We start from the raw sequence: 18,022 nt of genomic DNA on the forward strand, positions 1-18,022 counted from the left end.
CCCGGCTCGTGCGGCGGGCGGTTACCCGGCCCCGGCCGGTTCACCCCTTCGGGGCGATCCCGGTTCACCCGACCGCCGCCGAGGCTGGGGGCACCGGCCGTCGGCCGCGCGGGTCCCGCCGTGCCGACGGCCGACCGGCGGGGCGAGCCCGTCGGCGGCCGCAGCGGAGAGGCGGGTGGGACGGATGGGACGGGGCAGGCGGGGCGGTCGGGCGCTGGCCCGTACCGCCGGGGTGGTGGCCGGCGCGGTCGCCGGGGTGACGGTGGCGCGGGTGCTGCGCGCGCCGTTCCGGGGCGGCCGACCGCGCGAGGCCGGCCCGCGCGACGGCTGGCAGGTGGTCACGATCGACCGGCCGCCGGAGCGGGTCCTGCCCGGCGGCCGGTGGCCGGAGCCGCTGCGCCGGCTCGACGGCGCGGTGGAGGTGGCGCAGGGGCCCGCGCCCGGCGGGCGCGGCACCGAGCTGGCGGCCCGGCCGGTGCGCGGCGTGCCGGTCACCGGGCTGGCCGCCCACCTCGTCGGCGGCGACCCCGCGCCGCTGGTCCGTGAGGCGCTGCGCCAGGCCAAGCAGCTCGCCGAGACCGGTGAGCTGCTGCGCGCGGACCGTTCCCCGGTGGAGGGACCCCGACCGGCGCAGTCCGCCCCGGCCGGGCCCGGGACCGGATGGCCCGGGGCGGCCGGGCCCGGCCCGGTGGGGCCCGGCGGCGACCCGGCGGTGCCCGGATGAGGGCGCTGTGCTGGCTCGGCGCGGACGGTCTCGCGGTGCGCCAGGTGCCCGACCCCGAGCTGCGCAACTCCGCCGACGCCATCGTCCGGGTGCGGCGCAGCGCCACCTGCGGGGCGGACCTGCCGCTGCTCGCCGGGCGGGCGGCGGCGCTGTCCGTCGGCGACGTGCTCGGGCACGAGTTCCTCGGCGACGTGGTGGAGGTCGGCCCCGGGGTTAGGCGGCACCGCATCGGCGACCGGGTGGTGGTCTGCGCGGCCGTGGCCTGCGGAAACTGCTGGTACTGCCGGCAGGGCCTCTTCGCCTGCTGCGACAACGGCAGCACCGGGCCGGCGGCCGCCGAGGCGGCGTGGGGGCAGCCCACCGGCGGCTGCTACGGCCAGCCCCGGTCGGCCGGGGGCTTCGCCGGCAGTCACGCCGAGTACGTCCGGGTGCCGTACGCCGACGTCGGGGCGTTCCCGGTGCCGGAGCCGGTGGACGACGACCGGGCGGTCTTCGCCTCGGACGCGGTGCCGGCCGGCTGGCTCGCCGCCGAGCTGGGCGAGGTGTCCCCGGGCGACGTGGTGGCGGTCTGGGGCGCGGGCGCCGTGGGCCAGATGGCCGCGCAGGCGGCCCTGCTGCGCGGCGCGGACCGGGTGGTGGTGATCGACCGCTACCCGCAGCGGCTGAGCCTGGCGCAGCGGCACCTCGGCGCGGAGACCCTCGACTACCTGAGCGTCGACGTCCCGGCCGAGCTGCGGGAACGCAGCGGCGGTCGGGGCCCCGACGTGTGCGTGGAGGCCGTCGGCATGGCCTGGGACGGCGTCGAGCCCCGGTCGCTGGCCGAGCGGTTCGCCGCCGCGTGGCCCGGCGCCGCCCCCGACCGGCCCATCGCGGTACGCGAGGCGGTGCACGCCTGCCGCAAGGGCGGCACGGTGGTGGTGCTCGGCACGTTCACCGGGTTCGTCGACACGTTCCCGCTCGGCGCGGTGATGCAGAAGGGGCTGACCGTGCGCGCCGCCCGGCAGCACGGGCAGCGCTGGATCCCGATGCTGCTGGACCGGATGGCGCGCGGCGAGATCCACACGGGGCACCTGGCCACCCACCACCTGCCCCTGGAGCAGGGCGCGCTCGGCTACGACCTGTTCCGCACCCGCGCCGACGGCTGCCTGCGCACGGTCTTCACGCCCTGAGCGCTCTGCGCGGCCTGAGCGCCCTGACCGCTCTGCGCGGCCTGACCGCTCTGCGCGGCCGTCGTCGTGCCGGGGGCTCGCCGACGGTGGCAGACTCGCGGGATGCGTGAGGATCGGGCGTACGACGTCGTGCTGTTCGGGGCGACCGGGTTCACCGGCGGGCTCACCGCCGAGTACCTCGCCCGGCACGCGCCGCCGGGGCTGCGCTGGGCGCTGGCCGGCCGTAACCCGGCCAAGCTGTCGGCCGTCCGGGACCGGCTCGCCGGCATCGACCCGGCCCTGGCCGGGCTGCCGTTGCTCACCGCCGACGCCGGCGACCCGGAGACGCTGCGCCGGGTCGCCGGGGACGCCCGCGTCGTGGCCAGCACCGTCGGGCCGTACGTGCGGCACGGGGAGCCGCTGGTCGCCGCGTGCGCGCGGGCCGGCACCGACTACGTCGACATCACCGGCGAGCCGGAGTTCGTCGACACCACGTACGTGCGGCACCACGCCGAGGCCGTCCGCACCGGGGCCCGCCTCGTGCACGCCTGCGGCTTCGACTCGGTCCCGCACGACCTGGGCGTCTGGTACACGGTCAGGCAACTGCCGGCCGACGGGCCGGTCACCGTGGACGGGTTCGTCCGGGCGGGCGGCCGGTTCTCCGCCGGCACGTACCATTCGGCGCTCACCGCGTTCTCCCGGGCAGCCGAGGCGGGCCGGGCGGCGCGGGAGCGGCGGGCCGTCGAGCCGCGCCCGCCGGGCCGCCGGGTCCGGGCGGTGGCCGGCAGGGTCGGCCGGTCGGCGGAGCTGGGCATGTGGGCGGTGCCGCTGCCGACCATCGACCCGCAGGTGGTCCGCCGGTCGGCGGCGGCCCGGCCGGAGTACGGGCCGGACTTCCGCTACCGGCACTTCGCCGCCGTGCGGCGGCTGCCCACGATCGTCGTCGGCGCGGTCGGGCTCGCCGGGCTGACCGGGCTGGTGAAGGTGCCCCCGGCCCGGCGCTGGCTGCTCGGCCGGCTCGCCTCCGGGCAGGGGCCCAGCGCCGAGCAGCGGGCGAAGTCGTGGTTCCGGGTGCGCTTCGTCGGCTCCGCCGGGGGCCGGCGGGTGGTCACCGAGGTGGCCGGCGGCGACCCCGGGTACGACGAGACGGCGAAGATGCTCGCCGAGTCCGCCCTCTGCCTGGCCCTCGACGACGACCTGCCGCCGGTCGCGGGCCAGGTGACCCCGGTGACCGCGATGGGCGACGCGCTGCTGCGCCGCCTCACCGCCGCCGGCCTCACCTTCCGCACGCTGGAGGTGCAAGGAGGGGCCCCCTGTTAACGCTTTCGGTATAGGAAGGGTCCCCTGCAAACATCGCCGCCCGACGAGCGGCAGGGGCGGCGTGGGCGCGGCTTGACCCTCGACCTGGTGGAGGGCACAGGATCCTCGGCGTGGAGAGCGAACTGCGCAGCATCGGCGAGCTGGCCCGCGCCAGCGGCCTGACCGTCAGCGCCCTGCGGTTCTACGACCGCTCCGGGGTGCTGGTGCCCGCGCTGGTCGACCCGGTGACCGGTTACCGCTGGTACGCCGACGAGCAGGTCGTGCCGGCCCGGCTGGTGGCCGGGCTGCGCCGGGTCGGGATGCCGCTGGCGGAGATCGCCGCCGCCGTACGGCACCGGGCCGAGCCGGCCGTGGTGGGCCGGCTGCTCGACGCGCACCTGCGCCGGCTGGAGGACGGCCTCACCGACGCCCGCCGCGAGCTCTCCCGGGTCCGAGCCCTGATCGACCACGAGGAGCACCCCATGACCACCCGTCTCGTCCTGTCCCGCGCCGACCTCGCCGCCGCGATCGACGCGGTACGCTTCGCGGCCGGCACCGACCCGGAGCTGCCGGTGCTCTCCGGCGTCCTGTTCGACGTCGCCGCCGACGGCGTACGCCTGGTGGCCACCGACCGGCACCGGATGGCGGTGGCCCGGGTCCCCGGCACGGTCGACGGGCCGATCCGGCGGCTCCTCGCCCCGGTGGCCCTCGTCGACGCCGTCCGCGAGCTGCTGGGCGGCACCGGCGACGGGGGCGCGGTGCCGAGCAGCGCCGGCGACGGGCGCGCGCCGCTGGGCGGCACCGGCGACGGGGGCACGGTGCCGGGCGGCACCGGTGACGGCGTCCGCGAGCTGTCGGGCGTCGACGGCGGGGCCGACGCCCACCTGCGCCTGGACGGGGCCGGCCTCACCGTCGCCGTGGCCGGCCGGGAGGTCGGCGGGGCCGCCCTGCCCGACGAGTTCCCCGACTACCAGCGGCTGCTGGGCACGCGCGTGCCCGCGTACCGGATCACGGTGGACGTGCCGGCGCTGCGCGCGCAGGTCGCCGGCCGCCCGCCGGCGCGGGTGCTGCGGCACGAGGGCGTCGACGTGCCGGTGACCGTGCTGGGCCTGGACGACGCGGGCGGCCTGCGGGTCCTCGACGACGCGGCGCCGGCCGACGCCGCGCCGGACGCGGTGCGGTTCGGCGTCAACGGGCGCTACCTGCTCGACGCCCTCGACGCGGGCGACCGGGGGCAGCTCCTGCTGGAACTGGACGGGCCGATCACCCCGCTGGCGGTGCGCCGCCCGGACGACGCGGACGCGTACTCGATCCTGATGCCGATCCGGCTCTGAGCCGACGCCGCGCCCGCGCCGCGCCGGTGCCGCGCGGGCCGCGCCGCGTCGGTGTCGGCGCGCCATGTCGGCGACATCGCGGCGTCCCGCACCAGGGAACCCCACGATGTCGCCGACATGGCGAGACCGCATCGCGGCGCGACGGCCCCGGCCGGTGGGCTCACAGCCGGGGCCGGGCGTGGGAGGCGGCGACGGTAGCATCGGTGGGTTCCCACCTGAGATTCCCGGACGGAGGCGTACGGAGCGCATGCTCGACATGGAGTTGATCCGGAAGGATCGCGAGGCGGTGGCGACCGCGCTGGCGAAGCGACTGGATCCCGCCGAGGTCAACCGGGCGCTGGACGAGATCCAGCGGCTCGACCAGGAGCGCCGCGCCCTCATCACGGAGATCGACGCCGAGCGGCAGCGCCGCAAGGCGGAGGCGCGGGCGTACGCGGCGGCGAAGCGGGCCGGCACCGCGCCGGAGAGCGTCGCCCCGGAGGCCGAGCGCAAGCAGCTCGCCGAGTTGGAGTCCCAGCTCGACGAGGTGCAGTCCCGGCTGCGCGAGCGGATGAGCGAGCTGCCGAACCTGCCCGCCGACGACGTCGTCCCCGGCGGCAAGGAGGCCAACCGGGTCGTCCGCACGTTCGGCGAGCCGCCGGCGATCGAGAAGGTGCGGGACCACGTCGAGCTGAGCCGCCTGCTGGGCCTGGTCGACCACGAGCGGGGCGTCAAGCTCGGCGGCTCCGGCTTCTGGATGTACACGGGCGTGGGGGCCCGGCTGGAGTGGGCGCTGCTCAACTGGTTGATCGACCAGAACGTCGCGGCCGGCTACGACTTCCTGCTCCCGCCGCACCTGCTGCTGGACACCGCCGGCTTCGCCGCCGGCCAGTTCCCCAAGTTCTACGACGACGTCTACCACCTCGACCGGGAGTCCGCCCCGCGCGGGCAGTTCCTGCTGCCCACGGCGGAGACGGCGATCCTTGGGGCCTACCAGGACGAGATCCTGGACACGGCGACCCTGCCGCTGAAGCGGTTCGCGTACACCCCGTGCTACCGGCGGGAGGCGGCCGGTTCGCACTCCGACGAGCGCGGCACCGTGCGGGGCCACCAGTTCAACAAGGTGGAGATCTTCCAGTTCACGCTGCCCGAGCAGGCCGCCGCCGCGCTGGAGCAGATGGTCGCCCACGTGGAGGGCCTGGTCGCCCGGCTGGGCCTGCACCACCAGACCAGCCTGCTGTCGGCCGGCGACGCCAGCGCCTCGATGAAGAAGACCCTCGACATCGAGGTGTGGATGCCGAGCACCGGCAAGTACAAGGAGGTGTCGTCGGTGTCCTGGGCCGGCGACTACCAGGCCCGCCGGGCCGCCATCCGGTACCGCGAGGCGGGCGGCAAGCAGACCCGCTTCGTGCACACCCTCAACGGCTCGGCGCTGGCCACCAGCCGGCTGTTCCCGGCGATCCTGGAGCAGTTCCAGCAGACCGACGGCTCGGTGCTGGTGCCGGAGGTGCTCCGCGACCGGGTGGGCACGGACCGGCTCACTCCGGGTCGCTGACCGGCACACTGTCGGCGGGGGTCGGGGTAACCCGGCCCCCGCCGCTTTCGTTACGACCCCGTGCCCTGCCGGAGGCGTTAAGAAGGGGCCCCTGCTCTACAGAATGCGTTAACAGGGGGCCCTTCCTTACCAGCCCGAGCGCAGCGAGGGCGAGCAGGGCGGCGGCCAGCAGGGCGGGGCCGGCCGCGTCCAGCGCGCCGACGAGGGCCTGCTGGACGCGGGCCGCGGCGACCACCACCGGGTCGCCGAACGCGTCGTGCCGGCCCTCGGCGAGCCGCACCTCGTACCAGCCGTACCAGGCGACGTAGCCGCCGGCGGCCAGCAGCACCAGGCCGCTGAGCCGGGGCACCCACCGGCCGGCCCCGCGCAGCCGGGCGACCACCCGGTCGCGCAGCAGCGCCACGCCGAGGGCGGCCACGGCCACCACGAGGCCCATCCCGAGGGCGTACGCGACGAACAGCGCCAGCCCGCGCGGCGTCGAGCCGGCCTGGAGGCTGGTCGCCACGATCGCCAGGAACGGGGCGATGGAGCAGGTCAGCGACGCCAGCGCGTACGCCGCACCGAACAGCACCGTCGACGGCAGCGTGCGGGTCAGCCGGGGCGCTCGGGTCAGCGGGCGCGGGGTGGGCAGCCGCCGCCCGGCGAGCAGCCATAAGCCGAGCAGCACCAGCCCCACGCCGAGGGTGACGGTGAGCCAGGGCAGCCGGGGGCGCAGCCAGCCGGCCAGCGGCGCGAAGGCCAGCCCGAATGCGCCGAAGACCAGCACGTACCCGCAGGTGAGGCCGGCGGCGGCGGTGAGCGCCCGACCGACGGCGCCCCGTCCGTCGCCGGGCCCGGCCACCAGGATCGACAGGTACGCGGGCAGCATCGCGAACCCGCACGGGTTGACCGCGCCGAGCATCCCGGCGGTCAGCGCCAGCAGCACCGGGGCGTCCATCAGGCGGCCGGGGCGGGCAGCAGCGGAACGGCCAACAGCGGGACGGTTAGCAGCGGGACGGCCAACAGCGGGACGGCCAGGCCGACCGGCGGCAGGAGCGGGGCGGCCATCAGCCGGCCTGGGCGGCCAGGGCGGCGACCCGGCGGGTGAGGTCCTCCCCGTCGAGGAAGCCCTGGTGGATCACCTTCCCGTCCCGGTCGATGATCAGGAACGTGCTCTGCTCGACGACCTCGAAGCGCCGCCACAGCGTCCCGGCCCGGTCGTCGAGCTGGAGGGTGCCGCCCAGCTCGAACTCGGTCACGAAGTCCCGCATCGCGGTGCGCTGGCCGAGGCCGGCGACGCCGACGATCGGCACCCGGTCGCGGTACTGCGGGGCGATCTCGGCGACCGTCCACGCCTGACTGGCGCAGGTGGCGCACCAGGGGGCCCAGAACCACAGCACCACCGGCCCGCCGGCCAGGTCGGCGGCGGCGAAGGGCTTGCCGTCGAGGGTGGTGCCGGTGAACCGGAGGCTCTCCGGCACCCGGGTCGGGGCGGCCGGCGTCGGCGGCGCGCCGGTGGTCGTGCCGGCCGGGGTCGCCGTGGGGTCGCCGGCGTCGGCGGGCGCGGCGGCGGCCGCGTCGACCGGCGATCCCGGGGGGTCGACGGCGCAGGACGCCGCGCCCAGCAGGGCGGCGGACAGGGCGGCGACCAGCGCGGCGGCTGTGCCGGCCCGCCGTCGGCGGGGCGACCGTCCACCCGGGGCGGCCCGGCGGCGCGACGGCCGGCGGAACAATCGCATCCGCGTCTCCCTTCGGTAGCGGGCCGCGCGGGGCGGGGCACCACGGCGGCGCTCCGGTCTCCGCCGGTCCCGGGGTGCGCTACTCGGCCTTGACCAGCCGCAGCGCGAGTTCGGGGCACACCTTGACGGCCTTCATGGCGCCCTCCCGCAGCCAGGTCGGCACGGGGGTGGTGGGGAAGGCGGGGTAGCCGTTGCCGTCGAGCCGGATGAAGTCGGGCACGACGTGGGCGCAGAGCCCGTGACCGTCGCACCGGGACCAGTCCAGGGTCAGCTTCCTCGGGTCGGCGTCGGGTGCGCCGGGCAGGCCCATGACGCCCTTGGTCCGCTTGCCGCACCCCTCGCCCGTGGTGTGCAGCTTCAGGTCGTCGGCGAAGACCTCCATGGCGGAGAGGGCGAACCGGGCGGTGCCGTCGGGGTGGCTGCACGCGCCGCGACCCTTCACGTCCCCGGCGGCGGCGCGGACGATCTCGACGGGGGCGCTGCCGGAGACGGCCAGGTCGACGGCGCGGGCCAGGTCGGGCAGGCCCATCTTGCAGGGGCCGCACTGCCCGGCGGACTCGCCGGCCAGGTAGCGGACCACCTGGGCGGCCTCGCCGAGGGGGCAGGTGTCGCGGGCCAGCGGCACGATGATGCCCGCGCCGAGGGTGCCGCCGACGGCGGTGAGGCCCTTGCGGGACACCTCGGCCCGCTGCGCGGCCGCGGCGGTGATCCACTTGCCGTGGTACCCGCCCATGAGGATGCCCGGCCCGTCGGGCACCTCGCACAGTTCGAGGATGTCGCGCAGGGGGGTGCCGGCCGCGCACTCGACGACGGCGGGCCGCTTGGCCGCGCCGGTCACCGTGAGCAGCACGGTGCCGGGCTCGTCGTCGGTGCCGAGCGCCGCGTACTCGTACGGGCCGAGCCGGGCGGCGACGGCGAGCTGCGCGTACGTCTCGGCGTTGGACAGCAGGGTGGGCAGGCCGCCGACGCCGGAGTCGCTGGAGCGCTTCTTGGTGCCCGGCGGGATGTGCGGCAGCCCGTTGATGCCGTTGACGAGCGCGCCGCCCTCGCCGGAGATGAACCGGTGCGGCACGGTGACGATGCTGGTGGGCACCGGCATCCGGCGTTCCTGGAGCGCCTCGGTCAGCGACGGCCGGCCCACGTCGTCGTCGGCGACGCCGATGACGATCTCGTCGGCGTCCAGCGCGTACGCGACCAGGGCCGCGCCGTCGAGGATGAGGTGCGGGGCCCGGGTGAGCAGCACCTTGTCCTTCCAGCTCGCCGGCTCGCCCTCGGTGGCGTTGACCACGACGATGGCGGAGGCGTCCTGCCGCTCGCAGGACTCCAGCACGGCGCGCAGCTTGCGGGCGAACGGGAACCCCGCCCCGCCCTTGCCCTTGAGCTGGATGGCCTCGGCGAGCCGGAGCAGGTTCGCCGGCTCCATCGGCCCGATGGGGCCGTGTACCTCCTCGTGGGCCATCAGGTCGAGGCGGCCGAACTCGGCGAAGCCGGCGGTGAGCCGGGGCTCGCCGACGCACGCCACGGGGGGCACCGTCGTGCGCATCACTTCGCCTCACCCCGCAGCCCGGCCCAGTACGCGCCGTCGACGGCGTCGGCGTTGGCCCGGTCGCGGTCCCGGTCCCGGTCCCGCTTGCGGCGGCCGGGCCGGCCATCCCCGGCGGCCCGCAGCGCGCGCCGGGAGGCCAGGTCGACCAGGGTCGGGGTGTCGTCCATGGGCGGCAGGTCCTCGGCGACGAACCGGGCCGGGGGCCGCCAGTAGTCGGGCTCCTCCGGGAGCTCGTCGTCGACGCTGTGCCGGCCGGACCCGCTGCGCGGGGTCGCGGAGATCGGTTCGGCGGAGACGGGCGTCGAGGACTCCCAGCGGCGCGGGCTGTCCCACGGCTCCTCGGGCTCTTCGGCGCGCTGCGGCGGCGAGGAGTAGCGGGCGACGAGGTCGTCGTCGCGGCGCGAGCGCCGGCCGGACGACACCGGGGCGACGTCCTCGTCGTAGCGGGAGCGCCGGCCGCCCGACACGGGTGCGACGTCCTCGTCGTAGCGCGCCCGGCGGCCGCCCGACACCGGGGCCGCGTCCTCGTCGTAGCGGGAGCGCCGGCCACCGGACACGGGTGCGACGTCCTCGTCGTAGCGCGCCCGGCGGCCGCCCGACACCGGGGCCACGTCCTCGTCGCGGCGGGAGCGGCGGGGACTGGAGACCGGGGCGACGTCCTCCTCGGAGCGCGAGCGGCGGGGGGCGGAGACGGGGGCGTCCGCGTCGCGCCGCCGCCGGCTCGACCGGTCGGGGGCCGGCTCGGCGGTACGTCGGGAGATGGGCTCCAGCTCGCGCTCGCCGCGCCGGGCCGGGGCGTCCAGTTCCTCGTCGCGGCGGCGGGTGGGCCGTACCGGCTCGCGCAGGGTGCCCGGCTCGGGCACCACCGGCACGGTGAACCGCTCGGGGTCGCGTCGCCCGCGGGCGGTGCCGGTCGGCATCGCCCAGGAGCCGGTGGTGGCGGTGGTCTCCGCCCAGCCGCCGGCGACGCGGGCGCGCCCGGCGCGGTTCTCGCGCTTCTCCTCGGCGTCGTCGCGCTTGCGGCCGATCTTGCTGAGCAGCAGCGTGGTCGTCTTGCCGTCGTCGGTGGACTTGCCGGCCATCGCCTTGTTCAGGGCGGCGGCCTGGTGCTGCTCGCGGCTGCGCTTGCCGAGGTGCACGGAGAGCCGGACCATCAGCGCCAGCACCACGAGCAGCACGCAGGCGAAGTAGCTCAGGGTCACCCAGGACGCCGCCGGCCGGCCCGCGTTCAGGCCGTGGAACAGGGCGAACGGCCAGGCCAGGTACGCCATCGAGTGCAGCCCCCGCCAGAACCACTTGGGGCCGACACCGACGAACCGGGCCCGGATGATGCCGGTCCACAGCACGCTGACCATGAGGAACGACGCCACCGTGCCGAGCCCGACGTAGAGCCCCCGCCCCCCGATGAACGGCACGAGGGCGTCGGTGGGCCCGGCCCGGCCGATGGCGATCTTGGTGATGACGTGGAACACCAGCCCGGCGACGCCGAGGATGCCGGTGGCCCGGTGCGCCGACTGCAACAGCACCCGGTGCGGGATGCGCAGCACGAGCCGGTCGGTGGCGAGCAGGCCCATCATCACGGTGAGGCTGAGCGACACCAGGGCGACGACGCCGGCGAAGAACTCGGTGAAGAAGAAGCCGTAGGCGTACATCGCCGTGCCGGCGCCGGCCAGCTCGATGCCGGCCCAGACGATCGCGAGCGCCGACCCGGCCATCAGTGCGATGGAGGTCTTGGACCTGGTCCGCACCCCGCGGCTGCTGCTCGTGGTACGGACGGTCGTGGCCTTGGTGTTCTGCTGTGCCCGAGCCATCTGCTCCTCGATCGTGTAGCGGCGGCGCCCCCACCGGCCGACCCTGCTCCCCCATCGAGTACGGAGCACCGGGTTCAACGGATCAGCCGGGTCGTGAATTTTCCCGGGCTTTTTCCGTGGCGCCGTCGAACCGTTCCGCCGTGGGCTGCGTGTAGGGCACCCCGCGCAGCGACGCCCGTCCATCCGTTGACACCCGCCGCAACGCGCTTGTAACCTTTCCGAAAATTTCAATCCCGACTGCAAGATGCCGGCAAGCAGCAGTCCGCCCCTCCCCGACCCCCGTCAGGAGTCCCCGATGCATCGACGTCGATGCCGCTCGGCGGTCCTCGCCCTGGGCGTGATCGCCGGCCTGCTCGCACCGACCGCCGTGGCGGCGCCCCCGGCCGCCGCCGCCCCGTCCGGCACGAAGAAGGTCATCGCCAACCTGTTCGAGTGGAACTGGCCGTCGGTGGCCAGCGAGTGCACGACCGTGCTCGGCCCGGCCGGCTACGGCTACGTGCAGGTCTCCCCGCCCCAGGAGCACGTCCGGGGCAACCAGTGGTGGCTGGCGTACCAGCCGGTCAGCTACCGCATCGAGTCCCGCAAGGGCACCCGGGCGCAGTTCCAGTCCATGGTGAACACCTGCCACGCCGCCGGCGTGAAGGTGATCGTCGACGCCGTCGTCAACCACATGTCCGGCCAGGACGCCGGCGGCACCGGCTGGGCCGGCTCCCCCTACGGCCACTACGACTACCCCGGGATCTACCAGACGCAGGACTTCCACCACTGCGGGCGCAACGGCGGCGACGACATCGCCAACTACAACGACCGGTACGAGGTGCAGAACTGCGAGCTGGTCAACCTGTCGGACCTCGCCACCGAGTCCGACTACGTCCGGTCGAGGATCGCCGGGTACCTCAACGACCTGCTCTCCCTCGGCGTCGACGGGTTCCGCCTCGACGCCAGCAAGCACATGCCGGCCGCCGACATCGCCGCCATCAAGGGCAAGCTGTCCCGCTCGGCGTACCTCGTGCAGGAGGTCATCTACGGCGCGGGCGAGCCGATCCAGCCGACCGAGTACACCGGCAACGGCGACGTGCACGAGTTCCGCTACGGCAAGGACCTCGCCCGGGTGTTCCGCAACGAGAAGCTCGCGTACCTGAAGAACTTCGGCGAGGGGTGGGGCCACCTGCCCAGCGGCTCGGCGGCGGTCTTCGTCGACAACCACGACACCCAGCGCGACGTCGGCGGGGTGCTCACCTACCGCGACCGGGGCATCTACGCCCTGGCCAACGCCTTCATGCTGGCCTGGCCGTACGGCTCCCCCACGGTCATGTCCAGCTACACCTTCAGCGACCGGGACGCCGGCCCGCCCTCCGACGCCGCCAACAAGACCCTGAACACCACCTGCTACGCGGGCTGGGAGTGCGAGCACCGCTGGCGGGTCGTCGCCAACATGGTCGGCTTCGCCAACGCCACCCAGGGCGCGGGCGTCGCCAACTGGTACGACAACGGCAACAACCACATCGCGTTCAGCCGCGCCGGCAAGGGCTACCTCACGATGAACGACGAGGACGCGGCGGTCACGGGGCGCTCGTACTACACGGGGCTGCCCGCCGGCCGGTACTGCGACGTGATCCACGGCGACTTCACGGGCGGTACGTGCAGCGGCCCGGTGATCACGGTGGACGCGAACGGCTGGTTCACGGCGAACGTCCCGGCCCACGACGCGATAGCCATCCACACCGCCGCCAAGCTGAGCTGAGCTGAGCTGAGCTGAACGCGCCGCCCACGGCGCGCCGAGGTGCAAGGAAGGGCCCCTTCTTAACGCTTTCTGTATAGGAGGGGGCCCCTGCAATCACGCCCCGCCACCGCCCACCAACGCCTACAGTACGTTTTGTGCTGTTTGACCGGATTGTGTCGCGGTGGGGGCTGGGCTGGCTGGCCGCCGCGCTCGGCGTACCCCTGCTTCTGGCGACCGGCCTGGTCACGGCCCGGACGCTCACCCCGGAGCCGGCCCGGGTGTCCCCGCCGCCCGCCGCCCCCACCGCGCCCGCCACGGCGGCCGCGCCCACCGGCGAGCCGGTGCCCACCGCCGCGCCCGCGCCGGCCACCCTGCCGGTCGTGACCTACGACCCGGCGCCCGCCGGCTTCCCCGCCGACCCGAGCCCATCCGACGCCACCCCGCTCACGGAGGGGCTGACGCCGACCCGCAAGGTCGCCGCCTACGACGCGCCCGGCGGCCGGCCGCTGGCCTTCTTCGCCTCCACCATCAACGGCGTCGAGGTGACCGTGCCGATCGTCGAGCGCCGCACCGGCTGGACGGCCGTGCTGCTGCCCTCGGCCACCCGGCGGATCGCCTGGCTGCCGCCCGACGGCGACTGGGCCACCGTGCCGCTGCGCGACCAGATCGTCGTGGAGCGCCGGCCGCACCGGCTAACCTGGTTCCGCGACGGACACGCCGTGCGATCGTGGCCGGTCAGCCTCGGCATGCGCGGCCAGGAGACCCCGCTGGGCCGCACCTTCGTCCTCGGCCGCACACCCCCACCCGAGCCCGTGTACGGCGGCGTCGACGTCTTCGCCCTCGGCGCGATCCCCGACGACCCGGACGCCATCCCACCGGGCCTGGCCGGCGCGCACATCGGCCTGCACGCCTGGCAGGACGACGACACCCTCGGCGAGGACGTCACCAACGGCTGCATCAGGCTGACCCGCAGCGGCCAGCGCCAACTGCTCGCCGAGGTCCGGCCCGGCAGCGTCGTGCTGGTCGTGGACGCCCTGCCCACCCCGCCTCCGACAGCGTGACACCGGCCCCGTCCCCGGCCCGCCCGCAGCCGACACCCGCTCACCACCAACCGCTCACCGCCGCCGGGGCCTGCGAGAACACGCGCCGTCGTGGTCCGGCCGCAGCAGGCACCGCCGGCCACCGTCCATGATCCGGTCGCAGAAGACCCAGTGTCGTACGTTCTGGTCGTCCTCGCGGGAGACGGTCGCGCCCCCGGGCTCGGTCTGCGGCAACACGTACGTCCAGTGCGCCACCACCCGGGCCAGCCGCTGAGCCGAGAGCAGGTCGTTGGCGACCACCGGCAGGTGGATGACGAAACGCTCGCTCACCGGCCCCACCCCCGCTCGTTGCGGGCGGGCGACGCCTCGGCGCGCAACCGGCACAGCGCGAGCTTGGCCTGACTGGTCTCCCGGCGACTCTGCGCGAGCGCCTCGTGCGCGGCGGCCAGCTCGACGGCGACCCGCTCCAGGAACCCCCGTACCTCCTGCGGGTCGAGCCCACGCCGACCGAACCGGGCCGGCCGGAACCGCCACTCGCGCACCTGCCAGGGCAGCAGCCGGCGACCCACCGCCGGCTGACGCCCGGCCGTGCCGTGGGCCGGCGGCCGGCGACGCGGCCGGGCCCGGCGGAAGAGGAAGAGGAAGACGCGCATGACAGGACCTGCCTCTCGTCGAGATTGACCTGTGGAGGGATGGGTCCGCCGGCCCGCCGCGCACCGGCGGACCCATCCGGCACCTGCCACCGCAGCCTTCGATCAGCGGGTACGACAGCAGGGCACTCATGGCCACCGCCGATTGAGGACGACCAGATCGTCACTCAGGAGGTTGATGACCTCACTGATCGTGCACCGACCCAGTCCCTTTACGCAACTCCCGATTAGGGTCAGTATCATTGCGCACCGGGTTCGATCTGGTCCACAATGCTCGACATGACTGGAAGCCCGACCGTTCGTCGGCGTCGCCTGGCCGCCGCCCTTCGCCGTCTCCGCGAGCAGACCGGCATGACCGCCGACCAGGCGGCAAAGGAGATCGGCATCTCGAAGTCCGCCCTGAGCAGGATCGAGAACGCGCAGGTCTCGGTGATGCCGCCGGTCGCCCGCGGTCTCCTTGAGCTGTACGGGGTCGAGGGCGAGGAGGTCGACGCCCTCGTCCAGGTCGCCCGAGACGCCCGCAAGCGCGGCTGGTGGCAGGCATACGACGACGTGCTGCCCGACTGGTTCGAGGTCTACGTCGGACTCGAAGCCGAGGCGTCGGAGATCCGCGCCTTCCAGCCTCAGTTGATTCCGGGCCTGCTCCAGACCGCCGACTACGCCCGCGCTGTCATCCGAGCCGAACACCCGGACGCCAACAGCGAGGAGGTGGACCGGCGGGTGGAACTGCGCCTCCGCCGACAAACCACGGACACGCCACCGGACCTCTGGGTGGTACTGGACGAGTCGACCCTGCGGCGGCCGGTCGGCGGGTCCGAAGCGTTCAAGGCGCAGCTACAGCGGCTGGCCGACGAGGCCGATCGCCCTGGTCGAACCATCCAGATCCTGACCTTCGCTGCCGGCGAATACGGGTCGATGGGCAGTGCCTTCAGCCTGCTGGGCTTCCCCGAGCCGGCCGATCCCGGGGTCGTCTATGTCGAAACCCGTGCGGGTAGCCTCTATCTCGAAGGCCATCAGGTCAGGGAGTACAGCCGCGTCTTCGAACATCTGGTCGCTACGGCGGCCGGCGCTCGGGAGTCGCGCGACCTGATCCAGGAGGCGATCGACGGGCTGTGAGAGGACGGCGCGGGTGGAAGAGATCAACCAGGCCTCGGCGACCTGGCGTAAGAGCACCCGCAGCAACGGCTCTGGCGACTGCGTGGAAGTCGCGGAACTGTCAGGCAAGGTCGGCCTTCGCGACAGCAAGGACGCGGGTGGCCCGGTATTGATCTTCGAACAGGTTCCCTGGGCCGCATTCATCGAAGCAGTCAAAGCCGAACGGCCCGGCCGCGAGTAACCAACGACCGAGCCCTCGCGAGTCCTGCCGCCACCCCACCCGAGCCAGCAACGGCGTCCGGCGCATGCGCTGCACTTGACCGAACAAGAGAGCCAACAGCACCACGAACGAGGTGATCTTGACAAGCAAAGTGAATGAAACTGGCAAAGTTGATCTATAGCGCCGCAGGTCAAGAAGCCTGTTCCCCGCGCACGCGGGGGTGATCCCTCAGTCCCACGAAACACGCCATAAACCCAAGTCTGTTCCCCGCGCACGCGGGGGTGATCCCATGCTCTCCGGCACTATCTTGCCAGCGCGCAACTGTTCCCCGCGCACGCGGGGGTGATCCTCGGGTGAGTAAGTGGCAGGATGTGGCCACCTGCTGTTCCCCGCGCACGAGGGGGTGATCCGGCGAAGACCACGCGGACCACGATCGATCTGGCCTGTTCCCCGCGCACGCGGGGGTGATCCGTACGTGATCTGGAACCGGCGCATCGCGAGCGCCTGTTCCCCGCGCACGCGGGGGTGATCCCGAGGTCCGCGAGTTTCTGTGGTCCGGCACCCCCTGTTCCCCGCGCACGCGGGGGTGATCCCTGCTTCCACCACAACCGGCGCGGTGAGACGTGCTGTTCCCCGCGCACGCGGGGGTGATCCGAAGGTGCAGCACATCCTCGGCGGAACGTTCGTCTGTTCCCCGCGCACGCGGGGGTGATCCCGCCGGGTGGATCACCCACGCCTACATCGTCGTCCTGTTCCCCGCGCACGCGGGGGTGATCCCACGGCAGCCTGGGCGCGACGCAGCCGATCCACCTGTTCCCCGCGCACGCGGGGGTGATCCCTTCCCTACCGCATGTGTACGAAGTGTCATAAGCTGTTCCCCGCGCACGCGGGGGTGATCCCTACCTGGGGCACAACGCCGGGGCCGAGGATGGCTGTTCCCCGCGCACGCGGGGGTGATCCCTGCAGTTCCACCTGCTCCAGCCTGCGGGCCCGCTGTTCCCCGCGCACGCGGGGGTGATCCCGAACGGGAGTATTGGGCACCGGATGTCTACTTCTGTTCCCCGCGCACGCGGGGGTGATCCTGGCACCGTTATCGTCCAGTCGCCACTCCCGACCTGTTCCCCGCGCACGCGGGGGTGATCCGTGACCCATACATCGGAGTAATGCCACTGCGCACTGTTCCCCGCGCACGCGGGGGTGATCCTCGCTTCTTTCTGTCGGGACCGAGATCCCCGTACTGTTCCCCGCGCACGCGGGGGTGATCCGTGTTACAGAGCACTCATCAAACTGGTCAACAGCTGTTCCCCGCGCACGCGGGGGTGATCCCGATCCCGCGACGCACGTAGGTCTGTACCTGGGCTGTTCCCCGCGCACGCGGGGGTGATCCCATGCGTTTGCGGCGGGGCGGTCATGTCGTCAACTGTTCCCCGCGCACGCGGGGGTGATCCCCTGATCCGGTGAGGGGAATCGTGTACGGCGGTCTGTTCCCCGCGCACGCGGGGGTGATCCGATTCTCAGCTATCTAGAGGGCGTAGTCCGATGCTGTTCCCCGCGCACGCGGGGGTGATCCCATGGCGCATTCCTTTCCTGATCAGTCCATCCCCTGTTCCCCGCGCACGCGGGGGTGATCCCCCACCGGCAGACCCACCGGCAGACCCACCGGCCTGTTCCCCGCGCACGCGGGGGTGATCCCCGGGCCACGGACCTGCCGGCCACGTACGGACACTGTTCCCCGCGCACGCGGGGGTGACCCGGGTTCGGTTGGGGGTCGGGGCCGGTCACTGGCTGTTCCCCGCGCACGCGGGGGTGATCCTCCATCGATATCCCTGTGTGGGCGCTGCATGCACTGTTCCCCGCGCACGCGGGGGTGATCCGGTTCTGCGGCACGACTGGACGGCTCAGGGCTGCTGTTCCCCGCGCACGCGGGGGTGATCCGCACAAGATCAGCACGATCGGGGGTTACCGCGACTGTTCCCCGCGCACGCGGGGGTGATCCCCCGACACGAGCAGGGTCAGCCCGACCTGCATCTGTTCCCCGCGCAGGAGGGGGGCGGTCCCCGGGGCATCCTGCTGCACTCGGTGCTCGGGCACCATTCCCCGCGCATGTGGGAGGCGATTCGTCCCGTCGGTCTTTCCGAATCAGTGCTCTATCCCATTCCGTGCACTCAGCAGTTGCTGTA

14 protein-coding genes, 1 pseudogene and 1 CRISPR repeat array are annotated in these 18,022 nt (G+C 74.1%); of the genes and pseudogenes, 9 read left to right on the plus strand and 6 right to left on the minus strand.

Annotation, left to right across the window (positions count from 1 at the left end; translation table 11 throughout):
• Positions 1 to 214: 214 nt before the first annotated feature.
• From O7628_RS04535 to serS, 5 genes and pseudogenes are all read left to right on the plus strand, one after another.
• A pseudogene (locus O7628_RS04535) lies at positions 215 to 607 on the plus strand (hypothetical protein); the annotation flags it as partial.
• 113 nt (positions 608 to 720) lie between these two features.
• Positions 721 to 1,893 (plus strand): zinc-dependent alcohol dehydrogenase, encoded by a 1,173-nt coding sequence (locus O7628_RS04540; protein ID WP_278128565.1) that lies wholly within the window; start codon positions 721 to 723, stop codon positions 1,891 to 1,893.
• Positions 1,894 to 1,995: 102 nt separating this feature from the next.
• Positions 1,996 to 3,192, plus strand: coding sequence for a saccharopine dehydrogenase NADP-binding domain-containing protein (locus O7628_RS04545; RefSeq protein WP_278128567.1), 1,197 nt, complete (start codon positions 1,996 to 1,998; stop codon positions 3,190 to 3,192).
• Positions 3,193 to 3,314: 122 nt separating this feature from the next.
• On the plus strand, positions 3,315 to 4,505 hold the full coding sequence (locus tag O7628_RS04550; protein ID WP_278136209.1) for a MerR family transcriptional regulator: 1,191 nt from the start codon (positions 3,315 to 3,317) through the stop codon (positions 4,503 to 4,505).
• 247 nt (positions 4,506 to 4,752) lie between these two features.
• A complete protein-coding gene (gene serS, locus O7628_RS04555) occupies positions 4,753 to 6,039 on the plus strand; it encodes a serine--tRNA ligase (protein WP_278128569.1) in 1,287 nt (428 codons plus the stop codon).
• On the opposite strand, the gene O7628_RS04560 is transcribed toward serS, so the two are convergent.
• From O7628_RS04560 to O7628_RS04575, 4 genes are all read right to left on the minus strand, one after another.
• Positions 6,023 to 6,976: a cytochrome c biogenesis protein CcdA gene (locus O7628_RS04560; RefSeq protein ID WP_278128571.1), complete on the minus strand. Its 954-nt coding sequence runs from the start codon at positions 6,974 to 6,976 to the stop codon at positions 6,023 to 6,025. The two genes, serS and O7628_RS04560, sit on opposite strands and share 17 nt — an antisense overlap.
• A 109-nt stretch (positions 6,977 to 7,085) precedes the next feature.
• On the minus strand, positions 7,086 to 7,757 hold the full coding sequence (locus O7628_RS04565) for a redoxin domain-containing protein (RefSeq protein ID WP_278128573.1): 672 nt from the start codon (positions 7,755 to 7,757) through the stop codon (positions 7,086 to 7,088).
• Positions 7,758 to 7,836: 79 nt separating this feature from the next.
• Positions 7,837 to 9,303, minus strand: a complete 1,467-nt coding sequence (locus O7628_RS04570; RefSeq protein ID WP_278128576.1) for an NADH-quinone oxidoreductase subunit NuoF family protein — start codon at positions 9,301 to 9,303, stop codon at positions 7,837 to 7,839.
• Positions 9,300 to 11,114 (minus strand): hypothetical protein, encoded by a 1,815-nt coding sequence (locus O7628_RS04575; protein WP_278128578.1) that lies wholly within the window; start codon positions 11,112 to 11,114, stop codon positions 9,300 to 9,302. The genes O7628_RS04570 and O7628_RS04575 overlap by 4 nt, the downstream gene beginning before the upstream one ends.
• A 295-nt stretch (positions 11,115 to 11,409) precedes the next feature.
• On the opposite strand from O7628_RS04575, the gene O7628_RS04580 reads away from it, so the two are divergent.
• Positions 11,410 to 12,858, plus strand: coding sequence for an alpha-amylase family glycosyl hydrolase (locus tag O7628_RS04580; RefSeq protein ID WP_278128580.1), 1,449 nt, complete (start codon positions 11,410 to 11,412; stop codon positions 12,856 to 12,858).
• 134 nt (positions 12,859 to 12,992) lie between these two features.
• Complete coding sequence (locus O7628_RS04585) at positions 12,993 to 13,898, plus strand: L,D-transpeptidase (protein ID WP_278128582.1); 906 nt, start codon at positions 12,993 to 12,995, stop codon at positions 13,896 to 13,898.
• Between the two features lie 54 nt (positions 13,899 to 13,952).
• On the opposite strand, the gene O7628_RS04590 is transcribed toward O7628_RS04585, so the two are convergent.
• Together O7628_RS04590 and O7628_RS04595 are read right to left on the minus strand one after the other, a co-directional pair.
• Positions 13,953 to 14,207, minus strand: a complete 255-nt coding sequence (locus tag O7628_RS04590) for a hypothetical protein (RefSeq protein ID WP_278128584.1) — start codon at positions 14,205 to 14,207, stop codon at positions 13,953 to 13,955.
• Positions 14,204 to 14,530: a DivIVA domain-containing protein gene (locus tag O7628_RS04595; RefSeq protein ID WP_278128586.1), complete on the minus strand. Its 327-nt coding sequence runs from the start codon at positions 14,528 to 14,530 to the stop codon at positions 14,204 to 14,206. The genes O7628_RS04590 and O7628_RS04595 overlap by 4 nt, the downstream gene beginning before the upstream one ends.
• A gap of 276 nt (positions 14,531 to 14,806) precedes the next feature.
• Here O7628_RS04595 and O7628_RS04600 point away from each other — a divergent pair, with 276 nt between their 5' ends.
• Positions 14,807 to 15,643, plus strand: coding sequence for a helix-turn-helix transcriptional regulator (locus O7628_RS04600; RefSeq protein WP_278128588.1), 837 nt, complete (start codon positions 14,807 to 14,809; stop codon positions 15,641 to 15,643).
• 13 nt (positions 15,644 to 15,656) lie between these two features.
• Positions 15,657 to 15,863 (plus strand): DUF397 domain-containing protein, encoded by a 207-nt coding sequence (locus O7628_RS04605; protein WP_278128590.1) that lies wholly within the window; start codon positions 15,657 to 15,659, stop codon positions 15,861 to 15,863.
• A 178-nt stretch (positions 15,864 to 16,041) separates the two neighbouring features.
• Positions 16,042 to 17,960: direct repeats of the CRISPR family, unit length 25 nt; unit sequence CTGTTCCCCGCGCACGCGGGGGTGA.
• Positions 17,961 to 18,022: the final 62 nt, after the last annotated feature.

It is taken from the genome of Micromonospora sp. WMMD956 (assembly GCF_029626125.1).
GTDB lineage: Bacteria > Actinomycetota > Actinomycetes > Mycobacteriales > Micromonosporaceae > Micromonospora > Micromonospora carbonacea.